The sequence below is a fragment of the Paenibacillus dendritiformis genome, assembly GCF_945605565.1.
Taxonomy (GTDB): Bacteria; Bacillota; Bacilli; order Paenibacillales; family Paenibacillaceae; genus Paenibacillus_B; species Paenibacillus_B dendritiformis_A.
In genome coordinates, this window is record NZ_OX216966.1 from 3,756,074 (window position 1) to 3,780,973 (window position 24,900).

Annotated in this window: 19 protein-coding genes; 15 read left to right on the plus strand and 4 right to left on the minus strand. The window is 55.2% G+C overall.

Annotation, left to right across the window (positions count from 1 at the left end; translation table 11 throughout):
* Window positions 1-79 precede the first annotated feature (79 nt).
* From NNL35_RS16625 to NNL35_RS16645, 5 genes are all read left to right on the plus strand, one after another.
* Window positions 80-2,668, plus strand: coding sequence for a winged helix-turn-helix domain-containing protein (locus tag NNL35_RS16625; protein WP_006678529.1), 2,589 nt, complete (start codon window positions 80-82; stop codon window positions 2,666-2,668).
* Window positions 2,669-2,803: 135 nt separating this feature from the next.
* Window positions 2,804-3,250, plus strand: a complete 447-nt coding sequence (locus tag NNL35_RS16630) for a DUF1854 domain-containing protein (protein ID WP_138985661.1) — start codon at window positions 2,804-2,806, stop codon at window positions 3,248-3,250.
* A complete protein-coding gene (locus tag NNL35_RS16635) occupies window positions 3,247-4,098 on the plus strand; it encodes a GNAT family N-acetyltransferase (RefSeq protein WP_006678527.1) in 852 nt (283 codons plus the stop codon). The genes NNL35_RS16630 and NNL35_RS16635 overlap by 4 nt, the downstream gene beginning before the upstream one ends.
* 497 nt (window positions 4,099-4,595) lie before the next feature.
* Window positions 4,596-6,113 carry an alpha/beta hydrolase family protein gene (locus NNL35_RS16640; RefSeq protein ID WP_006678526.1) on the plus strand — a complete coding sequence of 506 codons (1,518 nt, stop codon included), beginning with the start codon at window positions 4,596-4,598 and terminating at the stop codon, window positions 6,111-6,113.
* Window positions 6,114-6,218: 105 nt separating this feature from the next.
* Entirely contained in the window at window positions 6,219-7,913 is a 1,695-nt protein-coding gene (locus NNL35_RS16645) for an alkaline phosphatase family protein (RefSeq protein WP_006678525.1), read from the plus strand.
* Between the two features lie 159 nt (window positions 7,914-8,072).
* Here NNL35_RS16645 and NNL35_RS16650 read toward each other — a convergent pair whose 3' ends face one another.
* Window positions 8,073-10,121 (minus strand): serine hydrolase domain-containing protein, encoded by a 2,049-nt coding sequence (locus NNL35_RS16650; protein WP_006678524.1) that lies wholly within the window; start codon window positions 10,119-10,121, stop codon window positions 8,073-8,075.
* Between the two features lie 443 nt (window positions 10,122-10,564).
* On the opposite strand from NNL35_RS16650, the gene NNL35_RS16655 reads away from it, so the two are divergent.
* The 3 genes from NNL35_RS16655 (at window position 10,565) to NNL35_RS16665 (ending at window position 15,900) form a co-directional block, all read left to right on the plus strand.
* Complete coding sequence (locus NNL35_RS16655) at window positions 10,565-11,368, plus strand: GNAT family N-acetyltransferase (RefSeq protein WP_100226415.1); 804 nt, start codon at window positions 10,565-10,567, stop codon at window positions 11,366-11,368.
* A 179-nt stretch (window positions 11,369-11,547) separates the two neighbouring features.
* Window positions 11,548-13,629 carry a serine hydrolase domain-containing protein gene (locus tag NNL35_RS16660; RefSeq protein ID WP_254553608.1) on the plus strand — a complete coding sequence of 694 codons (2,082 nt, stop codon included), beginning with the start codon at window positions 11,548-11,550 and terminating at the stop codon, window positions 13,627-13,629.
* Window positions 13,630-13,818: 189 nt separating this feature from the next.
* Entirely contained in the window at window positions 13,819-15,900 is a 2,082-nt protein-coding gene (locus tag NNL35_RS16665; protein WP_006678521.1) for a serine hydrolase domain-containing protein, read from the plus strand.
* Between the two features lie 59 nt (window positions 15,901-15,959).
* Here NNL35_RS16665 and NNL35_RS16670 read toward each other — a convergent pair whose 3' ends face one another.
* The 3 genes from NNL35_RS16670 to trhO are packed head-to-tail and all read right to left on the minus strand — an operon-like array spanning window position 15,960 to window position 17,811.
* Entirely contained in the window at window positions 15,960-16,232 is a 273-nt protein-coding gene (locus tag NNL35_RS16670) for a YuzB family protein (protein ID WP_006678520.1), read from the minus strand.
* Window positions 16,229-16,894 (minus strand): helix-turn-helix transcriptional regulator, encoded by a 666-nt coding sequence (locus tag NNL35_RS16675; RefSeq protein WP_006678519.1) that lies wholly within the window; start codon window positions 16,892-16,894, stop codon window positions 16,229-16,231. The genes NNL35_RS16670 and NNL35_RS16675 overlap by 4 nt, the downstream gene beginning before the upstream one ends.
* A 17-nt stretch (window positions 16,895-16,911) precedes the next feature.
* The gene (trhO, locus tag NNL35_RS16680) at window positions 16,912-17,811 is read right to left on the minus strand and encodes an oxygen-dependent tRNA uridine(34) hydroxylase TrhO (RefSeq protein WP_006678518.1); all 900 of its coding nucleotides are present in this window, start codon (window positions 17,809-17,811) and stop codon (window positions 16,912-16,914) included.
* A 345-nt stretch (window positions 17,812-18,156) separates the two neighbouring features.
* Here trhO and NNL35_RS16685 point away from each other — a divergent pair, with 345 nt between their 5' ends.
* The 7 genes from NNL35_RS16685 to bshB2 all read left to right on the plus strand — a co-directional run bounded on the left by NNL35_RS16685 (window position 18,157) and on the right by bshB2 (window position 24,867).
* Window positions 18,157-18,693 carry an NADPH-dependent FMN reductase gene (locus NNL35_RS16685; RefSeq protein WP_006678517.1) on the plus strand — a complete coding sequence of 179 codons (537 nt, stop codon included), beginning with the start codon at window positions 18,157-18,159 and terminating at the stop codon, window positions 18,691-18,693.
* A gap of 78 nt (window positions 18,694-18,771) precedes the next feature.
* Window positions 18,772-18,966, plus strand: a complete 195-nt coding sequence (locus NNL35_RS16690) for a hypothetical protein (RefSeq protein ID WP_254553609.1) — start codon at window positions 18,772-18,774, stop codon at window positions 18,964-18,966.
* Window positions 18,967-20,026: 1,060 nt separating this feature from the next.
* On the plus strand, window positions 20,027-20,479 hold the full coding sequence (locus NNL35_RS16695; protein ID WP_138985635.1) for a TroA family protein: 453 nt from the start codon (window positions 20,027-20,029) through the stop codon (window positions 20,477-20,479).
* Window positions 20,480-20,871: 392 nt separating this feature from the next.
* Window positions 20,872-22,785, plus strand: a complete 1,914-nt coding sequence (gene thrS / locus NNL35_RS16700) for a threonine--tRNA ligase (protein ID WP_006677386.1) — start codon at window positions 20,872-20,874, stop codon at window positions 22,783-22,785.
* A gap of 17 nt (window positions 22,786-22,802) precedes the next feature.
* Window positions 22,803-23,720 carry a GNAT family N-acetyltransferase gene (locus NNL35_RS16705; protein ID WP_006677385.1) on the plus strand — a complete coding sequence of 306 codons (918 nt, stop codon included), beginning with the start codon at window positions 22,803-22,805 and terminating at the stop codon, window positions 23,718-23,720.
* A 184-nt stretch (window positions 23,721-23,904) separates the two neighbouring features.
* On the plus strand, window positions 23,905-24,255 hold the full coding sequence (locus tag NNL35_RS16710) for a YojF family protein (protein ID WP_040731646.1): 351 nt from the start codon (window positions 23,905-23,907) through the stop codon (window positions 24,253-24,255).
* A 27-nt stretch (window positions 24,256-24,282) separates the two neighbouring features.
* A complete protein-coding gene (gene bshB2, locus NNL35_RS16715; protein ID WP_006677383.1) occupies window positions 24,283-24,867 on the plus strand; it encodes a bacillithiol biosynthesis deacetylase BshB2 in 585 nt (194 codons plus the stop codon).
* Window positions 24,868-24,900 lie beyond the last annotated feature (33 nt).

Genomic DNA, 24,900 nt, shown 5'->3' on the forward strand with positions numbered 1-24,900 from the left:
GGTATAGTAAGAAGAGCGGATTCCCAGATGCTGGGTTCCCGTCATGCGGCATTACACAATTAGGTGGGGTAGAGGACATATGGATAGCATCAGGTTGATTTCCGCCAAGCTTATGGCGCCGGTTCCGCGCAAGCATTATATTCGGAGGGAGCGGCTGTTCGCCAAGCTGCGGCAGTTGCAGGAATGCAAGGTCGTTGTCGTGCAGGGATCCGCCGGGAGCGGGAAGACGACGCTGCTCACCTCCTATATGAAGGAGTCGGGCCAGCGTCATTTCCGCTGGATTGCGCTGGACGAGGATAATAATGACCTGTACTCGTTCTGGTATTATGTGCTGGGGGCCTTGAAGGAGGATCTAGGCAGCAGCACTGAGAACTTGTATCAAGTATTCGAAGCGATCCCGCACAAGCATGATATGGAAACGATCTTGACGTTGATCGTGAATCAGCTCCATCGGATGGAAGCGCTCACGCTTGTCCTGGACGATGCTCATGTCCTTGATAAGGAGGAGGTGCTTCGTTCCCTTGAATTTTTCATCAAATATAGCCCGGAGCAGGTCCGGCTCGTGCTGCTGAGCCGCGAAGCGCCGAAGCTGTATTTGGGTGAATGGATGATGGACGGCCAATATGCGGAAATCAATGAATCCGAACTGAAATTTTCTGATGAGGAGGCGGCTCAGTTCCTGCAGCAAACGCTGGCATTGGAGGTTGATCATGATACGGCCGGCAGATTGAATGAGCAGACGGAAGGCTGGGCGGGAGGACTGCAGCTTATTGCGCTTGCGATGTCCCATAAGACGGAGATGCCACCTGGCGAGGGCAGCGGAGTGAACAAATATATGGTGACGTATTTGTCCAATGAGATTCTTCGCTCGCTGGACGGGGATGAGACGCGGTTCTTGCTGCATACGTCCATTCTGAACTATTTTGATGAAGCGATCTGCAATGGTCTGCTTGGGATAAGGGATGCCAGGATGTTCATCGACCGGTTGCAGGACAGAAATCTGTTCCTGGTCACGATTGATGAGACGGCCGGTTTATACCGGTATCATCATTTATTCCGCGAGTTTTTGCGCTATCGGCTGTCCACGGAAGGCGAGGAGGCGATTCACGCTTTGCATGCCAAGGCCGCGGCGATCTATGAGCAGCGGGGCGACCAGGCTGAGAGCGTGAAGCATTATATCCAGGCTCGGCGGTATCCGGAAGCGATGGATGTGATCGCCCGCATGCCGCAGTCGATGCAGGGCTGGGTGCTGCTAAGGCAGATTCCGCTGGCATGGTTGAGCGATAACCGGGATTTGCTGTTCCAGCGGCTGTTCTATCATTTCTGTATTCAGGAGTTCGATCAATGCAGATTGCTGCTGGAAGCGCTGGAGCCGGAGCCCGGCAGGGAAGGGGATGGCAGCATCCTGCAGTTCACCCGCTTCTTCATGGACGAGGCCGGTCCCGGCTTGGACTTCGAGCCCTTGTCGCTGCAGGAGATGGAACCGATCGGCTTCTCGGATGCGACAAGTGCGATTATTTATGTAACGAGTTCCATGATGCTCGGTCTCCGGGATCAATACGCGCAAGCGCTTCATTGTGTCGAGCAGGCGCTGGACCTGGAGGAGCGCAACCCGAACCCGTATATCCGCTTCTTCGCGTTGACGTGCAAGAGCCAGCTGCTTGAAGCCATCGGCGAGTTCGCTGCGTGCGAGCGGCTGTATGCAGCGTTATTCCAACTGATCGAGGATCATCCTTATCTGTCACCGGCGATGGCGACGATTCTGATTGGAATCGGCGGCATTAATATGAAAATGATGCGGCTCGAGGAGGCGGAACACTGGTTCGGAAAGGTGAAGCGCCAATTCCCGGCCAATTACCCTTCCATGGATATGGGGTATGCCTACAATCGGTTGGAAATGGCCTTGTTCCGCGGGGACACGCGTGCGACGCAGGAGCTGATGAGAGAGCTGTGGGAGGAGCCGGCGTTCCGCCATCATCCCTACTACCATCTATCGCTGTTAAGATACCAGCTGATACTCGGTGAGCCGGATGCCGAGCTGCTGCAGCGGTTCCTGGCACGAGTGCAGGAAGGGGAAGCAAGAGGCCGGCTGCGCTATGACGAGCGGCTGCTCTATGCGAGAGTGCTGGCCGCCCGGGGAGAAGCGGAGGAAGCGCTGAAGCAGACCGATGATATTCTAATGCAGGTGCGTAAGCGCAAGCTTCCGCTGATCCTGGTCGATGCACTGCTGCACAAGATAATCATTCTGCATCAAGAAGGCTCCCGGCGCAGGCCCGAAATCTTGAATCTCATCCGGGAAGCCGTCCATTACAGCTATGCGAACGAGATTGCCTATCTCTACCTGTTGGCCGGAGAAGCAGCGCAGCAGGCGCTCCGTCAGCTGCTGCAGGAGAAGGAACAGGATCTGCTGGCGAAGGAGAAGGCGTTCATTCAGCGGGTCAGCTCGTTCTGGAAGCGGGATTCCGGCGGAGGAGATGTGCTGAGCGAGCGCGAACTCGAGGTGCTGCAAGCCGCGGCCTCAGGGCTGAGGAACAAGGAGATCGGGGTGCAGCTCTGCATTTCGGTTGCCACGGTCAAGACCCATATGATCCATATCTATTCCAAGCTCCAAGCCTCCAACCGGGTTGAAGCGGTCGAGAAGGCGCGGCAGCTTGGATTGTTGACCTGAACGGAGTGCCGGAAGGGGCACGGGCATATACACAGAAGACAGCATCAGAGGGCCGGCACGAAGACTCGAAGAGGATGTATTCCTGAAGGAGGTCGGGATGGTGATTGCTGAACTCCCCGCGAATGCCCTGCCCAGATGCCGCTGCCCCGCGGGGAACGAACCTGCCCCCGGTGCAAGGATCATCGCAAAGTGCTGACGCGGATGCTCAGCTACGCCCGCCAATATAAAAAGCAAATGCCGCTCGCCGCCTCGATGCTCATCGTCACCACGTTGATTGAGCTGATCACGCCCTACATAACGAAGGTGATCGTCGATGGCGTGCTGCAGAACCGGATATCGCTCGGCGTCCTGATGGTAATCCGGACTGTGCAAGTGCGGCACCATCATGATCTGTGGATATCGCAGCTGGAGACGGATGCCGGCCAGATGCTGATGACGATGCGCAATCTGCATGAACATGTACAGCTTCACGTGGCGGACCGTCTGCTCTTGACGGATGTACATGGAAGACGCGCGGAGATTCGCGATCTTCAGGCGCTGGATGGCGCCAGCAAAAAATGGCTAGAGGATGTGTTCAGATGATTCAATACGCTCGCTGCACGGAAACGGCAATGGAGTTAACTTATGAAGCGTTTCGCATCGGATTTTCCGACTACATCGTACCGATGGAGATCAAGCAGGAAGACTTCGTCAAGCGATTCTTCGGCCCGGAAGGGAATCAGCCGGAGCATTCGTTCATCGCGCTGGACGACGGGAAGCCGGTCGGGGTTATTCTCGGAGGAGTCAAGCAGTACGAAGGACGCCAGACGATGCGGTGCGGGACATTGGCCATTCATCCCGATTACCGCGGCAGCGGCATCAGCAAAGAGCTGTTCGCCCGGCATAAGGAGGAGGCGATTGCTTGCGGCTGCACCCAGCTTTTCCTGGAAGTAATCGTCGGGAACGATCGCGCGATCCATTTTTATCGTAAGCTCGGTTATCGCAAAATATATGATCTGTCGTATTATCAGTTAAAGGATCTGTCAGGATTGGCGGCGGCACATGTGGAGGGGCTAGAAGTAAAGAGCCTGTCGCATGAACGGTTTGAACAAGAGATTCGGGGTTGGCTTCACTTTCATATCAATTGGCAGAATGATGCCGACTATATTCGGCTGTCGGAAAACAACTCCTTCGTCGCCGCCTATCTGGACGAGAAGCTGGTTGGCGGAATGTGCGTGAACCAGAGCGGGAAAATCAGCTTCTTGTACGTCGACCCGGCCTATCGCAGCCGAGGCATCGCGTCGGCGATGCTGGGGGAAGGCAGCCGCATGCTCAACCTCGCCGGCTTATCAATAGGTTTTCCGAACAACCACGGGTTGGAAGGGTTCCTGCTTGGCAAGGGCTTCGAGAAGAACAAGTTTGAGCAATATGAAATGTATTTGTTTTTGTAAATTTCAGCAGTATCTAAAATCAGGTACGCTCCCCTTCTCCTGATTGGAGGCGAGGGGAGTTTGTCTATGTGCACATGGAAGAAGCGCCTGCGAGCCGAATCGTGGGCGCCTTTTGCTTCGGCCAGGAACGGATAGACAGGATGCGCCGCGTCCGGTTGGGCCGGCTCGATGGGGCTGCTTGCCGTTATTGCCCGAAATCATATAGACGAGCTCTGCCTCGTTCGGATGCCAGTGCGGTTCGACGGTATGGCCTTGGCTCAGGAAAATATCAAGGGTTCGCTTAAGTGCAGTATATGCGAATGCCCAGACCCGGGTGACCCGGCAAGGCCAGGGCTGCCATTGTGGAGCGGGTGACGCGTCAACGGTTCCGATGGATGACAAAAATGTCACGCTGAACAGGGAAGTTGTCATGTGAATCAATGGATTCTCCTAATTTTGGCAGGGTATGATTGCATCAGACCGAATGGGAAAAAAAGCTGAGAATAAGGAGAATAAAAATGAGACCGTTTGAGCTGCTATTGGTTCTATCCAGCTTCACACTGCTGCTGACCGTCAGATGCTCCGGCCGCCTTGGGCAGCGGATGGCTTGGGGGGCGGGCCTTGCAAGCGCGGCGCTCGTTGCCCTTCAGCTTGCCCTCGAGGGGTATCGGTGGCCGTTGATTCCCGTGTATATGGTGACGGGATCGCTGATCCCCATTTTGCTCTTCAAGGTTTTTCGCACACGCGCTCGCTTTCGGCTCCCGCGGCCCGTTGCATTTAGCGGCTATGCTGTTGCCGTGATGCTGCTGGGTGTGTCGGTAGCGCTCCTATCCTTCTTTCCGGTCTTTCATTTCGCGAAGCCGAACGGAGCCTATGAAGCAGGAACCATGACATTTCATTTTACGGATGAACGCCGTGAAGAAATGCATACCGCATCCGCCGCTGACCACAGAGAGCTCGTCGTTCAGATCTGGTATCCGGCTGTCCCTGCCGATCGGCAAGAGACCGGGCATCTGTTTCCGGAATCGGAAGACAGCTTCAATCGGATGATGTCATCGTTTGCGGAGAAAATGCATGTGCCTGCTTTCGTATTGGACTATTGGAAATATATCCGCACCAACTCCTATGTCGAGGCCGATCCCCGCCAGGACGCGGCGCCTTACCCCGTCGTCATCCTCAGCCATGGAATGGGAACGTCCCGGCTGCTGCATACGTCGCAGGCGGAGCAGCTGGCCAGTCACGGCTATATGGTCGTTGCCCCGGATCATACGTATAACACGATGGCCACCGCTTTTCCGGATGGACGCGTCACCGGCTTCGAGGAACCGTTCTCGGCGTCAGGATTTTTTGATACCGCTCCCAGCACGGGTGCCGTATGGTCGCAAGATGTAGACTTCATCATCGATCAACTGGAATTGCTCCATGACGGCACGATTTCAAGTCCGTTGCAAGGGACAATCGACCTGAACCGGATCGGCATGATGGGGCATTCGTTCGGAGGGGCCACGGCGTTTGAAGCCGTCTATTCGAATCCGCGCATTAAAGCCGGCATCAACATGGATGGCGCTCTGTATAATCCGGATAACAAAGGAACTCTTCCGAAGCCGTTTCTATTTATGGAAGCGGAGGATTTTATGGCGAGAAAGCGGCAAATCGAGCAGATGAACGAGACGATCACGGACGAAGAATTGAAGAAGATGTACTTAACGAGGGAGATACTGCACGGATTGAAAACGCAATACAGCCTGATCGATCGCGTGGCGCAGCAGGGAGCGACGCTGGTTTACATCGAAGGGGCGGCCCATTATAATTTCACGGATTTCCCGCTATTCTCGAACCTGCTCCGCTACACTGGCATGGCGGGTGACTTGAAGGGGACGAGAGGAGCAGACATAATCAATCAATATGTGCTCGATTTCTTCAACAAGCATCTCAAGGGAACCGGGGGCAAGCTCCTGCAGGGACCGAGCGCGGAGTACCCGGAGGTGAAGTTCCCATATCTGTCGGAGCGGCAGAAGCGGCCTATGGGCCAATAGCATGAGGAACGCAGCATCGGCTGCCTGCGCCATCGGCGTATTTTTCCAACAAAAAAGCATAAAAGCCCGTTTAATTCGCACCCTATATATTGTATGAGGTTATTCATGCCAAGACGGCAGGGAATTCGTCCGGTCATCGCGGATTCGCCGGTCTCCGCCTGCCATTGGCTCGTAGCCTACTTCATGTATAGGTGGGGTGACACGTTCTTGCGGCTCAAAATGAGGTTGTTCATTGTATTGCTCTGCATCTTGGCAGTCGCTCCCGGTTGCCAGAAGCCGGACCCGAAAGCGAAGGAAGACCGAATACAACTGCAGTCCATTCAAGGCACCGGTTCCAAGAAGGTTATCTATCTGATGATTGATTCCTTGATGGCGCAAGCCATCGATAGGGGCATCGAACGGAATGAGCTGCCTGCGCTTCAATTTCTGATCAAGTACGGACAATATTATAAGAATATGGTCTCTTCTTTTCCGACGATGTCGGTTACGATTGACAGTTCTCTGCTGACGGGCACGTATCCTGACGAACATCGAATCCCGGGGCTGACCTGGTATTCCGCGTCCGAGAAGAAAGTCATTAATTACGGGACGGGTCCGATGGAGGTGTTGAAGCACGGCGTTAACCCGGTATTGACCGATCTCTTGCAGCATCTGAACGGCTCGCATCTGAATCCCAAAGTTCCGACCATCTATGAGGACCTGGCCCGGCGCGGGCAGACAGCTGGCTCCATTAACGGGTTGGTCTTCCGAGGGACGAAGAAGCATACCTTATCGATTCCCGCCTGGGTTCAGCGTCCTGCCTCCTTGCCGCGGCAGATAGAGGTCTCAGGCCCCGATCTGCTGGCGCTTGGCGCATTTTCCAACCCATTCGAGGGGAAGACCGATCTTCGTGACGGCATCACCCGTCGTATAGGATTGAATAATGCCTATTCCGTGGAAGCGGCGAGATATTTGATAAGCAACAACCAACTGCCGGATTTCTTATTTGTCTATTTGCCGGATCTGGATCAGAAGCTGCACAAGAATGGACCCGGGGAACGAAGGGGCGTCCAACAAGTGGATCGGCAGCTTCGTTCGTTGCTCGAAGAATTCGGCTCGATGGAAGATGCTTTGCGGCAGGCGGTATTTATTATTGCCGGGGATAGCGGCATGACGTCCATTTTGCCGGCCCGGGACAATCCGGTCATCGAGCTGCCTTCTATCCTGACCAACTATCGCGTGCTGCGGCCAGGCGAGCCGGTGTCCGATGAGACCGACTTGATTCTCGCGGTCAATGAGACGATGGCCTATATTTACACGAACGGCAAAGATAAGCCGCTGCGAAAGGTAGCCGAAGCGCTGTCTTCTGATCCGCGCATCGACCTGATCGCGTGGAAGGATACCGGCTGGGTACATGCGGTTCCAGGGAATAAGAGACAGGAGATCCGGTACCGTGCGGACGGGCCGCTGCTCGATGCCTATGGGCAGACATGGATGATCGAAGGCGATGCGAAGGTGATGGATCTTCAGGTTGATTCATCTGCGAAGACGGTTAGCTATGGCCAATATCCTGACGGACTGCGGCGATTATCGGCAGCTCTGCATTCCCATGCGGGCGAGTTCCTCGTCGTAACCGCGAAGCCGGGCTATGAGCTGGCGGACAGAAGTTCCCCGACGCATAAAGGCGGCGGGGGACATGGGTCGATGCGAAGCGAGGAGTCGCTCGTGCCGCTGATTATTTGCGGGACCGATCGGAAGCCGGAGCATTTGCGCATCATTGACTTGAAGCCGTTTCTGCTCGAATTGCTCACGCGCAGGTAAGAGTCTTAGAAGTTTTGCCGAGATGATGAAGCGAAGCACTTTTGCCGGCTGGAGCTTCGGAACGGTAGGGGAGATCGACGAAGGCCGAACCTATCCTTATCATCCATAACGGACAACAATAGGAAGCAGCTCCCGATGGGCATGGGAGCTGCTTCTTCGCTAGAACAACCCGCCTTCGCGATATAACCCCTGGAAGGCGTGGTACAGCATATATGCCGCTTCCTGGCGCAGCAGGGGATCCGTGGCCCGGACATCGATGGTGCCGTCAGCGCCCGGCGCTGTATCCGGGCCGAACAGCCGGCGGGCCGCGATGCTCTGCACCGCTTCCAGAGCCCAGGAATCGGCCGTCCCGGCAAGCGCCGCTTCGGAAGGCTTCGCTGGTGCGACCTGGACGAGCGTCCGCCACAGGATGGCTGCCGCCTCCTGACGGCTGATCATGCGATCCGGCTCGAATGCGCCGCCGGCCGCGCCCTTGATGATTCCGCGCTCTGCCAATGTATTGATATGCTGCAGGTACGGGCTGTCTGCGGTATCCGTGAATGCGGCCGCGCTCTTGGACACCGGCAGATCGAGCATGCCGGTCAGCAGGCGGGCGAATTCGCCCCGGGTCACGGCTTCCTCGGCGCCGAGCGGATGATCCTCTTGCTCCTTCAGCACACCCAGCTTCTGCAGCTGTTCCATCGCATCGCGGTACGGCTGAGCGGCCGTCGCGGCGGTGTCGGTGCTTGGGGGCTGATCCGGAGTCTTCACCGCCATGCTGTACGGATTCAGATACATCATATATCCGATGGATCCGTCCTCCCTCTCCTTGAATGCCATCGTTAACCCATAGTCATCGATGAACAGCAGCGGGTCGATCTGTCGCAATTCAACTTTGCCGCCAACGCTGTCCTCGACGATCAGCTTGCCATCGCCGGATGCGGCAACGCGGGTCAAGTTCATTCCTTTGCGAGCGTCGCGATAGAGGCCGGAGAACCGCTCCAGCTCCGTCCGGCTCGGCTTGAGAAAGACCGGCTTGGCAGACTCTTCCGGGAAGAACCGGTTCATGAATGCCTGCATGAACTCCACCCGCAAATGAGCGTTTTTCATATTATAGGCGATGAAGATGCCGACTTTCTCTTCCGGCAGCAGCCACATCCACGAAGAGAATCCGTCCGTGTCTCCTGCTTTCTCGATCACGTGCCGGCCGTTATGCAGCGGATGCAGCGCCGCTTCGAACCCATAGGTCATATTGGGCTTCTTCGGGTGGATGGCATAGTGGAAGCGGTGCATCTCTGCCACGGCTGATCCGGATAGGATCCGATTGCCATCGAGCTCGCCGCTGTTCAGATGAGCCATCATGAACCTGGTCATGTCACTTGAGGTCGAATGCATGCTTCCGTGCGGTGCGATGGTTGGCGTATAGGCATATGGGGCAATTGCCGCCCCGGAAGAGCCATAGCCGACAGCCATGGCGGATCTGGTGTCTGCATCCATAACGAAGCCGGAATGCGTCATGCCCAATGGCTTGAATATCTTGTTCTCCATATAGTGCTCGAACGGCATCCCCGAGACCTGTTCGACAATATAGCCTTGGAGCAGATTGGCAAAGTTGTCGTATTTGAACATATCGCCCGGCTTCCGAACAACGGACGGCATGCGCTCCCGAAGATATTGCTCCATCGATGTGTATTTGCCGAAATCGGTATGGGTATCCTTCGCATCCATATCCGTATAATCGAAGCCGGTCGTATGGGTCAGCAAATGCTTGATCGTTACCGGTTCCTTGAACGGATTATTCAACCTCAAGCCTTCGCCCAAGTAAGCTTCGATGTTGTCATCCAGCCCGATCCGGCCTTGATCGGCGAGCTGCATGACGGCTGTCGCGGTAACCGATTTGCTGATGGAGGCAATCCGGACGACCGTATCCGCCGTCATCGGTATCCGTTTCTCCGCGTTCGCCATGCCATACCCTTTATCGAGAAGAACCTGATTGTCCGTCACAATGGCAACCACTGCGCCGGGAGCTCCGGACGAGCGGAAAGAATCGCTTGCAAAAAACTCATCTGCAAATGCCTCCACTTCCTTCAGATCGCCGGGGCCGAAGCGCGCGGCTTGCGCCTTCGTTCCGATATTATCAGATCCCTTTGCCGCAGCGGACGGACCGAACGCCATGATGGCGGCCAGCGCCAGCGTTAGAACGCGGGCGGCTGTCTTTCCTTGTTTCATTTTTCTTTTCCCCTTTCTCACAGCCTGCTTTATCAAGCCTTGTTCGAGTATATCCGCTGACGCGGCGTCACTTTCAACCCCCAACTTGGCAGCATGGAACATGAGCATTTTCCGGGTGCGGCCGGGCGGAGGGGCAGACATGCGGCTGGCGGGCTGTGTGATTGCGCATTATTGGACACTGCCATATAATTTAGATGCGATGGAAGCATTTTTCTGACCGCTTTTACCTCAAACGCAAGAAAGGGTGATCGTATGTTTTTTCCATCGGCCATCATCTTCAGATCGCTCCATGCAACGTCTGCACGATAAACAGATGGCGATAGCTGCATGGAGATAATGTGAAAATATCGCCGACATTCATTCTGACGGGCTATTCTGTTTTGACGGCAGACTTGCGATCCTTACGAATTTTAAAGAATAAGGAGCGAGTTGGAATGAAAGAAATGGATCAACGGATTTCCGCTTATATTCAAGATAATTTTATGGAGAAAGTCTCGTTCGTCGCTCGGGAGAGCGAAGGCATGTCCGTCCAGTCCACGGAACAATATATGCTGGTCGATTGCGGCATGCCCGCGGATACGTTCAATATTGGTGTCCTGCGGGCAGATGACGCCGACTCAGAGGGTGCTGTGCGGCAGATGACGGATTATTTTGCGGCGCGTGCATTCCCGATGTCGCTATGGTGCTGGGAGCCGCTGGGCCCAAGCGCCCGGCAGGCGATTGAACATGCCGGGCTAAGTCTAGCGGAGGTCAATGAGGGCATGTATGCGTACGCGGAGGATTTGTCGCCGGAAGCGCAGATGCCGGAGGGCTTTGCCGTGAAGCAGGTTCGGACTCCGGGGGAAGTGCGGCAATTTGGAGCGGTCCTGTCGTCTTTGTTCGGGGACGGCAGCGAAGCCAAGCATGTCAGCCTGTACTATGAGCGGCTTGCCGAATCGCCGCTATGGACCCGGCCTGAGATGGCATTGTATATCGGAGTGCTGAGCGATGGCACGCCTGTCAGCGTTGGCTCGACCATACGCTGCCGGGACAGCGTCGGCAACTACGATATCGCGACCTTGGACGAATACCGGAAGCGAGGCTTCGGCTCTGCCATGTTCCATCATATTGTGTCTGACATCTTGACCTGGCATGACGGACTTATTGTCCTGCAGGCTTCCGAAGCGGGGGCAGGCCTGTACAAGCGGGCAGGCTTCCGCCCGGCATGCGCCATTTGCGTCTTTGAGAACGGGCTTGGAATCGAGTAGAGTCGAATAGACGTTGATATCGCGCTCGGCGAAATCGGGCATAAGGCGGCGCCCCTTCCTGGATCTTCGGATCAGGAGGGGGCGTTTTTTTGTTGAGCTATTCTTTTTCGAACTTGATTGAACCGATCGCGCTACCAGATCGTACTATATTTATAGATTCACAATAAGGAGGAATTGGAATGAAGAAAAGGCTCTCTTGGGTGCTGGCCGTAGCGCTTGCGCTGTCAATGATCGCGCCGTCAGCGGCGATGGCATCCCCGTCCGGCAGCAGTTCTGTCGCGGCTGCCAGTCAGGGCTTGGAGAAGATTGCGGCCGAGAAGGCGGCGCTGCTCACCGAATCGTATGGGACGATCAGCGTCCAATATGCGCTGATTGACAACGGCAAGATTACGGTGTCCGGACAGACCGGCATGAACGATATGGAAGGGAAGATGCCGTTGACCAAGGATACGATGTATGGCATCGGATCGACGAGCAAAGTGTTCACGGCCGCTGCCGTCATGAAGCTGGCCGACGACGGGAAGATTGATCTCGATGCACCCTTGGTCAGATATATAACCGACTTCAAGATGAAGGACGAGCGGTACAAGCAGATTACACCGCGCATGCTGTTGAACCATTCCTCCGGCCTGCAGGGCTCCAGCCTCGGCAGCTCCTTCCTGTTCGAGGACAATGACACCTATGCGCATGATACCTTGCTGAAGCAATTATCCTCCCAGAGCCTGAAGGCAGATCCGGGAGCGTTCTCGGTCTACTGCAACGACGGATTCACGCTGGCCGAGATTTTGGTAGAGAGAGTCAGCGGCATGGACTTCACTGCATTTATTCATAAATATTTTACCGAACCATTGCAGATGACCCATACGAAGACATCACAGGACGAATTGGAAGCAAGCAAGATGGCCGGGCTTTATTCCCCTGTGTACCAGGGACAGCTTCCGAATGAAACCGTAAATGTTATCGGGACAGGGGGAATTTACTCCACGGCAGAAGATCTGGCGCGATTCTCGCAACTATTTACGGGCCAGGCGGACGGTATCCTCTCTGACAAGGCGGTACAGGCGATGGCACAGGAGGAATACAAGAATGGCCTGTGGCCGGGAGATGCGGATAATGTCTTCAACTACGGTCTCGGCTGGGACAGCGTGAAGCTGTTCCCGTTCAACGAATACGGAATGAAGGGCTTGGCCAAAGGCGGGGACACGATACTGTATCACGCTTCCCTCGTCGTGCTTCCGGAGCAGAAGATGGCGGCAGCGGTGCTGTCCTCCGGCGGTTCCAGCATGACGAACGAGCTGCTGGCGAACGAATTGCTGCTGCAAGCGCTGAAGGAGAAGGGCGCAATTAAAGACATCAAGCCGGAGAAATCCTTCGGCAAGCCGGTTAAGGCGGAGATGCCCGCAGAGGTGGCGAAGCATGCAGGCTATTACGGCACCTTAGGCCAGCATATCCAGATTGAGATCAAAAAGGACGGAGAGCTGTTCTTGCCATTTACCTTTATGTTGGACAATTCGAAGGAAAAATATGTGTATACAGCGGATGGAAGCTTCGTCAATGAAAACGGAACGTCCAAGGTCAGCTTCGTAACCGAGAAGAATGGACGCACCTACTTGTGGTTGAGCGAATATGTGATGATGCCGGGACTGGGGCAGCTTGCCATATCCCATTATGCGGCCGAGAAGCTGGAAGACAATGAACTGCCGAAGGAGACGGCCAATGCATGGGCAAAGCGGGAAGGCATTACGTTCTATCCCGTGAACGAGAAGTATACTTCCCTCATGTATCTCACTATGCAGCCGACGGTACAGATTACCCGCACTGACGAGCTGCCAGGCTATCTGGGGGACAAAAAAATTACAGGTCCGAACACGGCGGCGAGCCAGCTTCAAATCCCGGGAATGGCAGGCCGGGATATGGCGGAAGCCCGCTTCTTTACGCAGGATGGCGTCGAATATATGGAAGGAACCGGAAGATTATATGTGAGCGGGGCGAAGGTAAAGCCGCTGTACGCGGGCAAAGAATCCAAGCTCACGCTGCAAGCGAACGGGCATGCCAAATGGTTCACGGTTCCGAAAGCGGCCGCAGGCAAGACGATGACCGTCGCGCTGCCGAAGAAGGGCGCGTTCGCGGTCTATGACGAACAAGGCCTATGCGTGAATTTCACGGTCGTCAGCGGCAATAACGAAGTGACGCTGCCGGAGAACGGCACGATCGTATTCGCTGGCGCGCCGGGCTCGGAATTCGGCATTTCCTTGAAATAGTCGCACGAACAAACCATTGAATATAAGCGGTAACATCGGGCCCGCCAATGCGGGCGTAAGGCAGCGCCCCTTCCTGTAGCTGAGGATCAGGAAGGGGTGTTTTTTTTGCTATTTATTTCCGATTTTTTTGAACCAATCGCGCTGGAAAATCGTACTGATTTATAGCTTCACAAATAAGGAGGAATGGGAATGAAGAAAAGGCTCTCTTGGGTACTGGCCGCAGCGGTTGCGCTGTCGATGATCGCGCCGTCGGCGGCGATGGCATCCCCGTCAAGCAGCAGTTCTGTCGCGGCTGCCAGTCAGGGATTGGAGAAGATTGCGGCCGAGAAGGCGGCGCTGCTCACCGAATCGTACGGGACGATCAGCGTGCAATATGCGCTGATTGACAACGGCAAAATTACGGTGTCCGGACAGACCGGCATGAACGATATGGAAGGGAAGAAGCCGTTGACCAAGGATACGGTCTATGGCATCGGGTCAACGAGCAAAGTGTTCACGGCCGCTGCCGTCATGAAGCTGGCTGACGAGGGCAAGATCGATCTCGATGCGCCCCTGGTCCGCTACATAACCGATTTCACGATGAAGGACGATCGGCACAAGCAGATTACGCCGCGCATGCTGCTCAACCATTCCTCCGGCCTGCAGGGCTCCAGCCTCGGCAGTGCGTTCTTGTTCGAGGACAATGACAGCTATGCGCATGATACCTTGCTGAAGCAATTGTCCGGCCAGAGCTTGAAGGCCGACCCGGGAGCGTTCTCGGTCTACTGCAACGACGGATTCACGCTCGCGGAGATTTTGGTAGAGAGAGTCAGCGGCATGGATTTTACCGCATTTCTTCATAAATATTTTACCGAACCAATGCATCTGACCCATACGAAGACGCCCCAGGATGAAGTGGATGGAAGCCAGCTCGCCGCACTCTATTACCCCGTATACCAAGGGCAGCTTCCGTATGAATCCGCCAATGTGATCGGGACAGGGGGAATGTACTCCACGGCCGAAGATTTGGTCCGGTTTGCGCAAATCTTTACGGGAGAAGCGGATGGCATTCTCTCGGACCAGGCGGTGCGCGCCATGGCGCAGGAGGAGTACAAGAAGGGGCTGTGGCCGGAAGATACGGACAGCATGATCAACTACGGTCTGGGCTGGGACAGCGTGAAGCTGTTCCCGTTCGATGAATACGGAATACAGGGCTTGGCCAAGGGCGGGGATGCGATGCTGTACCACTCTATCCTCGTGGTGCTTCCAGAGAAGAAGATGGCGGCAGCGGTGCTGTCTTCCGGCGGTTCAAGTTCAACCAACCAGATGCTGGCGACTGAATTGCTGCTTCATGCGTTGAAGGAGAAAGGGGCCATCAAAGAGATCAAGCCGGAAAAGTCCTTCGGCAAGCCGATCAAAGCCAAGATACCTGCGGAAGTGGAGAAGCTGGCAGGCTATTACGGTTTCCTGGGCCGGCAGATTCAGGTGGAGATTAGCAAAAGCGGAGAACTGTCCTTGCCGATGGCCTTTCTAATCGACAATTCGCAGGAGCACTATGTATATACGGCGGACGGGAGCTTCGTGAACGAAGACGGCAGCTCGAAGGTCAGCTTCGTGACCGGGAAGAACGGACGCACCTACTTGTGGTTAAGAGATTATATGTCGCTGCCGGGATTGGGACAGCTTGCCTTGTCCCATTATGCGGCGGAAAAGCTGACAGACAATCCGCTGCCGAAGAAGACTGCGGACGCATGGGCGAAGCGGGACGGGAAAGCGTACTATCTCGTGAATGAAAAATATACATCTATCATTTATCTTTTGATGCAGCCGACGCTTCGGATCAACCGCGCAATTGATCTGCCGGGCTATCTGGGAGATAAAAAAATCACGGGCCCGAACACGGCGGAAACCCAGCTTCACATTCCGACTGTCGGAGGCCGCGATACGGCGGAATTCCGCTTCTTCAAGCAGGATGGCGTCGAATATATGGAAGGAGCCGGAAGCTTGTATGTAAGCGGGGCGAAGGTAAAGCCGCTCTACGCGGGCAAGGAATCCAAGGTCACGCTGCAAGCCAACGGGCATGCCAAATGGTTCACGGTTCCTAAGTCAGCCGCAGGCAAGACGATGACCGTCGCGCTGCCGAAAAAGGGCGCGTTCGCGATCTATGACGAGCAGGGCCTATGCGTGAACTTCACGGTCGTCAGCGGCAATAACGAAGTGACGCTGCCGGAGAACGGCACGATCGTATTCGCTGGCGCGCCCGGCTCGGAATTCGGCATCGCCTTGAAATAACCGCACGAAAAAACCAGTAAGACACAATGACATGTGTTTTACTGGTTTTTGCGTTTCCTTTATTCTTCGTACAGATCTTCCTCCGCATATTCATCCAGTTCTGCCGCGATTTTCTCCTTCACGCGGTCAAGACATTCGTTCACGGAACGCGCCGTGACGCGCTTGCCATTGACGAGCGCATAAGGCTGCCGGGCGCACAGGCCGCACAGCGACAGACATTCCATGCGGAGGACGGCAATGTCCGGGTTTTCCGCTTCGAACTCCTCCAGAGCGTCGGAGTTGATGCCGTTATTGGCGCAGATTTCCACGATGACGAAGCCCATATTGTTCATGATGTTCCCCCCTTGGCTGACCGGATTCCGCCATCGGCCGCCTGGATGCGGTAGACGCACTTCCTGTCTCCGCTGGCCAGGCAGGATGTCCGTTCCACTTCCGCGCCGAGCAAGTCTGCGAACAGCCGCAGCTCGCAAGCGCAGGCGTGGTTATACTGATTCGCAATCCGGGCAATCGGGCAATTATATTCGGTCAAGACGAACTCGTTCTCGCTTATTTTATCCCATTCGGCCATATAGCCGCTCTCATTCTGAATATCCGACAGCAGCGCGACCTTATCCGCCAGTTCCTTCCCGCGCAGGCGGGACTCGTATTGATCGTATAAGGAGCGCTGCCGGAGATCGAACAGGCGGTTCACTTTGTCTTCTCCGGAATCGTGAGCGAGCTCGGCCAGGAGTTCCAGGGCTACGGCATGATACTTCTTCGGAAAATAATCATCGGCGCCTGGAGTTAAACGATAGACGGACATCGGACGTCCCATCGGCTGGCGGACGGTGTCGGATTCGATCAGATGATCGCGCTCCAGCGTATTCAGATGCCGGCGCACAGCCATCAAGGTGATTCCCAACTGCTCGCTCATCGCTTTGGCGCTCAGCTCGCCATCCGTCTTCAGCATGTTCATGATTTTCTCGCGCGTCGACAGCGGCGCGTTATCCATCATGGGCAATCACCGCCTTGTTAACGGGCTGCTGCCGGGGAGGCCGAGTCATGCTGCCGGCATTCCTCGGAGCAATACCCTTCGTACTCGGCTTGGCACGCATCGCAGCACAGGTGCTGGCGATGGCAGGTATCATCCGCGCAGTTGATATAATTTTCGCTCGGCTGGCCGCAGTGATAGCAGGTGCCCACGACGACGTTCTCGTCCGTATGGTTGATCGGAACCGAGATCCGTTCGTCGAACACATAGCAGCTGCCATCGAACAGCCGGCCTTGCGTAACCGGGTCTTTGCCGTATGTCACGATGCCGCCGTCCAATTGATATACATCCTCGAAGCCTTCCTTGCGCATGACGGCGGTCAGCATCTCGCACCGGATTCCCCCCGTGCAGTACGTAAGGATGGTCTTGTCTTTATGCTGCTCCATATTGTCCCGAAGCCAGCCGGGGAATTCCCGGAAGCTGTCCAGATCCGGACGGATGGCGTTCCGGAAATGGCCCAGATCATACTCATAGCCGCTTCGCCCGTCCAGCACGATGACATCGTCACGCTGCAAATATTGCTGGAACTCGACCGGACTGAGCCGTCCGCCGCCATCCGTGTTCGGGTCAAGCTTCTGATCGTAGCGAAGCGTGACCAGTTCCTTTTTGTGGCGTACGAACAGTTTTTTGAAGGCATGCCCGTCGCTGTCGTCGACCTTGAAGAAGAGATCCTCGAACAGGGGATGGCTGTGCATATCCGCCATATACCGTTCAGTCTGTTCCACCGTTCCGGACAGCGTGCCGTTGATCCCTTCGCTGGCAATCAAAATGCGTCCCTTGATGCCAAGATCCTTGCAATATTGCAGATGTTCGGCCGCAAAGGCTTCCGCGTCGGGAATCGCAACATATTTATAAAAAAGAAGCACTCGATAGTCTTTCATCGTGCGTACTCAATCCTTTCGTTATCGGAGTCGTCAACAAGAAGAGCGGAAGAGAGAGGGGGACCTCTGCCTTCCGCCGCAATTCCATTGCATAATGCAGCTTACCAATGCTTGTCAATCACAATAGACTTATTCTAGCGAACGACACCTACATAGTCAACATAGAAGTTTATAATGTATCTTATAAGTGAACCCGGATGTCACAGAGACGTCCGGGCGCTCTCGAATTGACAAATCCAATGAGTGTGTTCCATAATTATTATACATTAATGTTGCAAAAGTATCAAAACCATGATATGGATGTCGAACCACTTCACGGTCGGCAGAAGAGAGGGAGTGTCGGGAATGAAATTACTCGGTATATCAGGAACGATCGTTGGTTCCAAGACAGGAATCGCGGTGCAAAGCGTGCTGGATGCGGCGAAGCAATTCTATCCCGAGATCGAGACCGAATATCTCGATATGAAGGATTATCAGGTCCAGTTCTGCGACGGGAGAGATCCGTCGGCTTATACGGGGGATACGAAGACCGTCATCGATATCGTGTCTTCCGCGGATTGTTATATTATCGGGACGCCGATTTTCCAGTCTTCGATCACGGGCGTGCTGAAAAATCTGTTCGACTTGGTTCCGACCGCGGCCTTGTACAATAAAGTGATGGGATTTGTCGCAACGGGCGGCACGTACCAGCATTACCTCGTCGTCGAGAATCAGCTGAAGCCGATCGCCGGTTATTTGCGGGCGTTCGTCGCGCCAAGCTACGTCTATTTGCATGACGATCATTTCAACGCGGAGCGGCAGATCGCCGATCCGGATGTTCGCGACAGGCTGGAGAGACTTGCCCGTGAAGTCGTATTCATGAATCAGAAGCTGAAAGGCTGAGCTCCGCTGAATCAAGCATTCATTGCGTAATGCCGCTCCTAGAATCTGAGGCGGTCCTGTGCTGCCGAATCCGTGCACATGCCGGTTCATCCGCCGGTTGGCAGCGGAGCCATTGAGCGGTTGGTGACCCACTCCGGCATGGAAATCGTGTCTGCCGATTACCGCCTGGCCGAGAACCATGCCATCCATTTCTCTTCGGAAGGAGCGATGGTCGACCAATACGGCACGATTGCGTACGGTTATTTGCGGGACAATCGCTGGAGCATGCGATGAAGCTGCTCCTTGGAGGAAGGTGAACGTGACCGAGGCGGCGGCCGGGTCGGGTAGGCCAATCTTAGTCACTTTGCCGAAGTATTCCGCAAGAATAATGGCATCAATCCTTCCGGGTTGCTGCGCCGATGATAGGATAACATGACCGTTCCGTTGGCGGCAGGAACATATGGTACCGTTATCGGATAAGACGTCAAGACGATTAGGTCTTGGCGTTTTTTTCTCAGCATACGAAAGCAGGCGCTGCAAAAATTGGCCCACTGCGCCAATTCGCTAAAGCCTGCGATTCTCAGGCTGTTGAGAAAGAAGTTTTGAGTAGGGAATGGATATTTCTACCGGCCTGAAAACTGCACCATTTCCCTAGACACGTCTATCCGGTAGACGAAATCCGCAAAACTACACGATTTCTCCAGACACTCTATTCGGTAAGCGAAATCCTGCATAAATACAGCAATTCGATATGGACGACTTTTCCAGAAAGGGAATCCTGCAAAACTGCAGGAATTTCACCCGTGTCGCTTCGACTTGAAGCAAAAGGGCCATAAATGATGTAGATTTGCAGCAATTCCTCGGGATGTGGACTTATTGAGCCGAAATTCCTGTAAAATAGCAGCAATTCCCTCCACACGTTCAAGCCCCGAGAGGCAACGATGCCTCCTGAAGGCAACGAGGCGATGATACCTCCTTGAGGCGATGATGCCCCCAGGATCCGACGCGGTCTCTTGGATCCCGTAAAATCAGGCCGTTGAGAAGTCTGTGGGAGTTTTATCCACTTCATTTTTATATGGCGGATCTCGTCTCTCCGTAGAAAAAATCGACTTAAAACGTTTTGAGTGCCAAGTTTTGATTAAGTAAATGGACATCTCCACCCCTTCGTAAAAAACAGGGGTTTTCCAACAGCCTGCGATTCTGCAGTAATTTTCCGCCGTAGCAGGGTGATCTCATGATATTGCTGCACAGGAATTCACCTTATATTTTCTTTAAAAATCAACTTTAGTGCGAAATTGATGTATATTTGTAAGAATCCCTGCCGCGACATCGTCCCGACTCTAGGGAACTGCAGTTGTGCAGCTTTGTTCTCGTTCGTGCAAAAATCTATGGGCAATCCGATGGAGAGCGGTTCGCATTCGTGGCGGAAATATTCGGCAAGCAGCAAGAGATGGACGCATGGCTGAAGGAGTATGACAAGCGTGCGGCGGACATGAAATTCAATGATATCAAGCTGCCGCAAGCGCCGGGAACGCCCGCTCCCGATGGCTGGGGAGGCAAGGTGACGAGTCTGGAAGGGGTGTCTACGCTGAATCCGGACTATCTGATCCTGATGAGCGAGAGCGAGAGCGAGAGCAATGTGCTCGAAGGCAGCAGCATATGGGAGGGGGGCCGCGGTGAAGAGCGGTCGAATCTACCGGATGACAATGAGGCCTTCACCGCATGGGGCAAGCTGTCCGTGATGGAGCAGCTAGCACATGAAATTTTGCAGAAAATCAACGTGAGCAAGGGACTTGACTTTTTTTGAAATGCGCGTGTAATATAAAATTCATATTCATCAGGCGATGACCAAAGACATGATTCCCTGCACGGGCTGTCCAGAGAGAGAAGCGCAAGCTGCAAGCTTCTTCGGCTACGGTGGTGGAATTACCCCTTTGCAGCCGTGGCGTTGAACCCGTCGAGCGAATGATGTGCGGCGGCAGTAAGCGGCACCGTCTCATCCTCGTTACCGGATGTCCAATGAAGGATCTTGCATCTGCATGGCTAGTGAATCGAAGCTGCCAGAGGCCTTGCAAGGTCGAAGTAGGGTGGAACCACGAGCAGAACGCACTCGTCCCTGTCAGGGAGAGCTGCGTTTTTTTGCGTTCCCGCGTGCGTTCGCCAGTGTTGGACCCATAATGAGGAAAGGGAGGCTGAAGCATGGAGATCAAGGTTACATTTCCAGACAATTCGAACAGGGGGTATACGCAAGGCACGACCATCGCGGACGTAGCGGCTTCGATCAGCACCAGCTTGAAGAAGCAGGCCATTGCCGGCAAAATCGATGGCGTGCTCGTGGATCTGAACCGGACGATCGAGCATGACAGCCTTGTCGAAATCGTAACGCAGGACAGCCTGGAAGGTCTGGGCATTCTACGTCACAGTACGGCGCATACCATGGCGCAAGCCATTCAGCGGATATATGGAGCCGATCAAGTCAAGCTTGGGATCGGTCCGGTCATTGAGGATGGTTTCTATTACGACATCGATATCGAGCGGCCGCTGTCCACAGAGGATCTGGCCGCCATTGAGCACGAAATGTCGCGCATCATTCAGCAGAATCTGCCGGTAGAGCGGCAAGTGGTCAGCCGCGAGGAAGCGCTGCGGCTATTTGAACAGCGGGAAGAGCCGTTGAAGCTGGAGTTGATTCATGATTTGCCTGCGGACGCGGTCATCAGCATTTATAAGCAGGGCGAATTTGTTGATTTATGCCGTGGTCCGCATCTGCCGTCTACCGGACGGATCAAGGCGTTCAAGCTGCAGAAGGTATCCGGGGCCTACTGGCGGGGAGACGCCAACAACAAAATGCTGCAGCGCATTTACGGCACGGCGTTCGTGAAGCAGGAGCAGCTTGACGAGCATTTGCACCGGCTGGAAGAAGCGAAGAAGCGCGACCATCGCAAGCTGGGCACGGAGCTGGGCTTGTTCATGTTCTCCGAGGAAGCGCCGGGCATGCCGTTCTATTTGCCGAACGGGATGACGATCCGCACGGAGCTGGAGAACTTCTCGCGCGAGTTGCAGCGGCAGCGCGGATACGAGGAAGTGCGCACGCCGTTCATGATGAACAACCGGCTGTGGGAGCAGTCGGGGCATTGGGATCATTACAAGGACAATATGTACTTCACGAAGGTCGACGAGACGACATTTGCGCTGAAGCCGATGAACTGCCCGGGACATATGCTGATTTACAAAAATGGCCTGCACTCCTACCGCGAGCTGCCGATCCGGCTTGGCGAGTTCGGTCAAGTGCATCGCCACGAGATGTCGGGCGCTTTGAACGGCATGCTTCGCGTCCGCACGTTCTGCCAGGATGACGCGCATATTTTCGTCCGCCCGGATCAGATCGAGGACGAGATCAACGAAGTCATGTCCTTGATTGACGAAATCTACAACGTATTCGGCTTCGAGTACAAGATCGAATTGTCCACCCGGCCGGAGGATTCCATGGGATCGGAGGAACTGTGGAACGAGGCGGAGCGGGCGCTGAAGCAGGTGCTCGACCGCCGCGGCGTCGATTATCGGATCAACGAGGGGGACGGCGCCTTCTACGGGCCGAAAATCGACTTCCACATCCTCGACGCCCTGAAGCGGAGCTGGCAGTGCGGAACGATTCAACTGGACTTCCAGATGCCGGAGAAATTCGACCTCGCCTATATCGGCGAGGACAGCCAGAAGCATCGACCGGTCGTTATCCATCGCGCGATGTACGGCTCCATCGACCGGTTCATCGGGATTTTGACGGAACATTATGCCGGCGCGTTCCCGCTGTGGCTGGCGCCCGTTCAAGTGAAGGTGCTGCCTGTATCCGAGATGTTCATCGATTATGCGCTTCAAGTGAAGCAGGCGCTGGCAGCACGCGGCATCCGCGCCGAAGCCGACGGCCGCAATGAACGGCTCGGCTTCAAAATACGCGAAGCCCAACGCGGCAAAATTCCATACATGCTCGTCGTCGGGGAGCAGGAGCAGCGGGATGGAAGCGTGTCTGTGCGCAAGCGGGGCGAGGGCGATCTCGGATCGCAATCCGTTCACGAGCTGGCGGAGCTTATCGAGACAGAAATCCGGAATAGACAGTAAAGGGAGTTGAGTGGGCAATGAACCAGGATGGCGTACATGCGTTCAAGCGGCTCGATACACAGCAGCTTGCCGCCATTCGTCAATTGGCTGACCTATGCAATGAGTATGACCGCATCATTCTCAAGCTCAACTGGGAGATGCTGCAGCACCGGAAGGACGATGCTATCATTGCTTTTCTGTCTTACGCAGGCGGGCAAGTTGTCGGATTTCTTGGCCTGTATCAATTCCAATCGTCAGAAGCGGAAGCGAGCGGCATGGTGCATCCGCAGTATCGCCGCAAAGGCATTTTCGGCAAGCTGGTTCGCGCCGCTCAGGAAGAATGCGTCCGCCGGAATATGGGGAAGCTTATCTTCATTTGCGAGCGGAACTCGGCCTCGGGGCGCGCTTATGCCAAGAGTGCAGGAGCGAGATACAGCTTCTCGGAATACTGGATGCAGCTGGGCGGGTGGACTGAAGCGGCGCACAGCGGCACACTGGACGCGGGGATAGCGCTCCGCGAGGCGCAAGCAAGCGACATCGAGATTCTTACGCGTCTGAGCGCGGATGGCTTCGGCATGGATGAAGCAGACGCGCGGGACTATGTGCAGGCTTCCTTCCAAACGCGGAGCGACACAGCCTATATCGCAGAGCTGCGGCAAGAGAACGGAGAAGCGCTGCCCATCGGTAAAATCCATGTCATGCTCGAAGAAGGCGAGGCGTTCATTTCTGGATTTTGCATCTCGTCGCAGCATCGGAAGCAAGGATACGGAAGACGGGTTCTCCAGCATATGCTCCATCTCATTAGGGAGCAGCATGAAGCGGCGGGCGCAGCTCTCGAAGTGGCGGTGGAGAATGAGAACGCGCTTGGGTTGTACACATCCTGCGGCTTCCGAATCCGCAATGCGAACGACTATTATGACTTGGATCTGCCAGCGGGGAAGCCGCGGACTGAATAGGAACGGGACGCGTTAGGATCGGATATGCTGAAGATCGCTTCCCATATCTCAGAAATTCCGGTACACTAAAAGCAATGGATTCACAATAACCGCCGCCGATGCATGCGTCGGCGGCGATATCAAGAAGATAGCCCCTTGCGCCTTCCGGCGGACGAGGGGCTGTTCCATGTCCGGGGGAATGAACATGCAGTTGATACAGCCAGAGAAGGTGCAGCATGCGCTGCAATTATGGCGGGAGAAGCCACTATATCTCCATCTCGAGATGACGACCGGGGCCTATGCGTCCCATCGCGACAAGACGAAGCATACCGCTTCCGCCTTCATCACCAATACCGTCATCCGTTATTCCGACGGCTCGATCGCCGGGAAGGGACCGTACCGGGTCGGACTGAAGACGCCGGACGGCTGGGTGTATGCGGAAGGCTTGACTCATTGGGACGAGCAGGCGCATGCGCACGCCAGACTGATTATGGCGGGCCATGATCAGGAAGGCAGACTGATTGTCAGTCTCCAGCTAAGCGAAGAACCATTTTGAGATGACGAAGAGGAGAGCAGACATCTTATGAAGAGACAGCGTCATATTGCCGTCATCCTGCCGCATCCGGATGACGAAGGGATCATCGCCGGCACATTGGCCGCACATATTCATGAAGGAACGCAGATCACGTACGTCTGCCTGACATTGGGGGAGATGGGACGGAATATGGGCAATCCTCCGTTCGCGAACCGGGCTACCCTGCCGCTTATCCGCAAGGGAGAGTTGGAGGAGGCGTGCCGCCGCATCGGCATTCGCGACCTGCGGATGTGGGGATACCATGACAAAACGATAGAATTCGAAGACGAAGAGAAGCTCGCGGACCGAATCGAAGCCTTGTTGGCGGAATTGGCCCCCGAATGCGTCTATACCTTCTATCCCGGATATAGCGTTCATCCGGACCACGACGCAACCGGGGCCGCCGTCGTCCGGGCAGTCGGGCGGATGCCGGCGGCCAAGCGTCCCCGCGTCCTGTGCATCGCGATTGCAACCGGCCGCGAGAAGCTGCTTGGCCCGGCGGATGAGGTTCACGATGTCAGCGATTATGTCGAGCAGAAGATCCATGCGATTCATGCGCATAAGAGCCAGGTCCGGCACCTGCTTGGCGGCTGAACGCTGGATGATCCGGCGTTCCGCGCGCGATAC

Bases quoted from the DNA above. Each gene is read 5' to 3' on its own strand.
- NNL35_RS16675 (WP_006678519.1), bottom strand. From the start codon at position 16,894: ATGATGGATAACGCGCCGCTGTCGACGCGCGAGAAAATCATGAACATG.
- NNL35_RS16660 (WP_254553608.1), top strand. From the start codon at position 11,548: ATGAAGAAAAGGCTCTCTTGGGTGCTGGCCGTAGCGCTTGCGCTGTCA.
- NNL35_RS16625 (WP_006678529.1), top strand. From the start codon at position 80: ATGGATAGCATCAGGTTGATTTCCGCCAAGCTTATGGCGCCGGTTCCG.
- NNL35_RS16665 (WP_006678521.1), top strand. From the start codon at position 13,819: ATGAAGAAAAGGCTCTCTTGGGTACTGGCCGCAGCGGTTGCGCTGTCG.
- NNL35_RS16705 (WP_006677385.1), top strand. From the start codon at position 22,803: ATGAACCAGGATGGCGTACATGCGTTCAAGCGGCTCGATACACAGCAG.
- NNL35_RS16710 (WP_040731646.1), top strand. From the start codon at position 23,905: ATGCAGTTGATACAGCCAGAGAAGGTGCAGCATGCGCTGCAATTATGG.
- NNL35_RS16650 (WP_006678524.1), bottom strand. From the start codon at position 10,121: ATGAAACAAGGAAAGACAGCCGCCCGCGTTCTAACGCTGGCGCTGGCC.
- NNL35_RS16690 (WP_254553609.1), top strand. From the start codon at position 18,772: ATGCCGGTTCATCCGCCGGTTGGCAGCGGAGCCATTGAGCGGTTGGTG.
- NNL35_RS16630 (WP_138985661.1), top strand. From the start codon at position 2,804: ATGCCGCTGCCCCGCGGGGAACGAACCTGCCCCCGGTGCAAGGATCAT.
- NNL35_RS16655 (WP_100226415.1), top strand. From the start codon at position 10,565: ATGGATCAACGGATTTCCGCTTATATTCAAGATAATTTTATGGAGAAA.
- thrS (WP_006677386.1), top strand. From the start codon at position 20,872: ATGGAGATCAAGGTTACATTTCCAGACAATTCGAACAGGGGGTATACG.
- NNL35_RS16640 (WP_006678526.1), top strand. From the start codon at position 4,596: ATGAGACCGTTTGAGCTGCTATTGGTTCTATCCAGCTTCACACTGCTG.
- trhO (WP_006678518.1), bottom strand. From the start codon at position 17,811: ATGAAAGACTATCGAGTGCTTCTTTTTTATAAATATGTTGCGATTCCC.
- NNL35_RS16635 (WP_006678527.1), top strand. From the start codon at position 3,247: ATGATTCAATACGCTCGCTGCACGGAAACGGCAATGGAGTTAACTTAT.
- NNL35_RS16645 (WP_006678525.1), top strand. From the start codon at position 6,219: ATGCCAAGACGGCAGGGAATTCGTCCGGTCATCGCGGATTCGCCGGTC.
- bshB2 (WP_006677383.1), top strand. From the start codon at position 24,283: ATGAAGAGACAGCGTCATATTGCCGTCATCCTGCCGCATCCGGATGAC.
- NNL35_RS16670 (WP_006678520.1), bottom strand. From the start codon at position 16,232: ATGAACAATATGGGCTTCGTCATCGTGGAAATCTGCGCCAATAACGGC.
- NNL35_RS16685 (WP_006678517.1), top strand. From the start codon at position 18,157: ATGAAATTACTCGGTATATCAGGAACGATCGTTGGTTCCAAGACAGGA.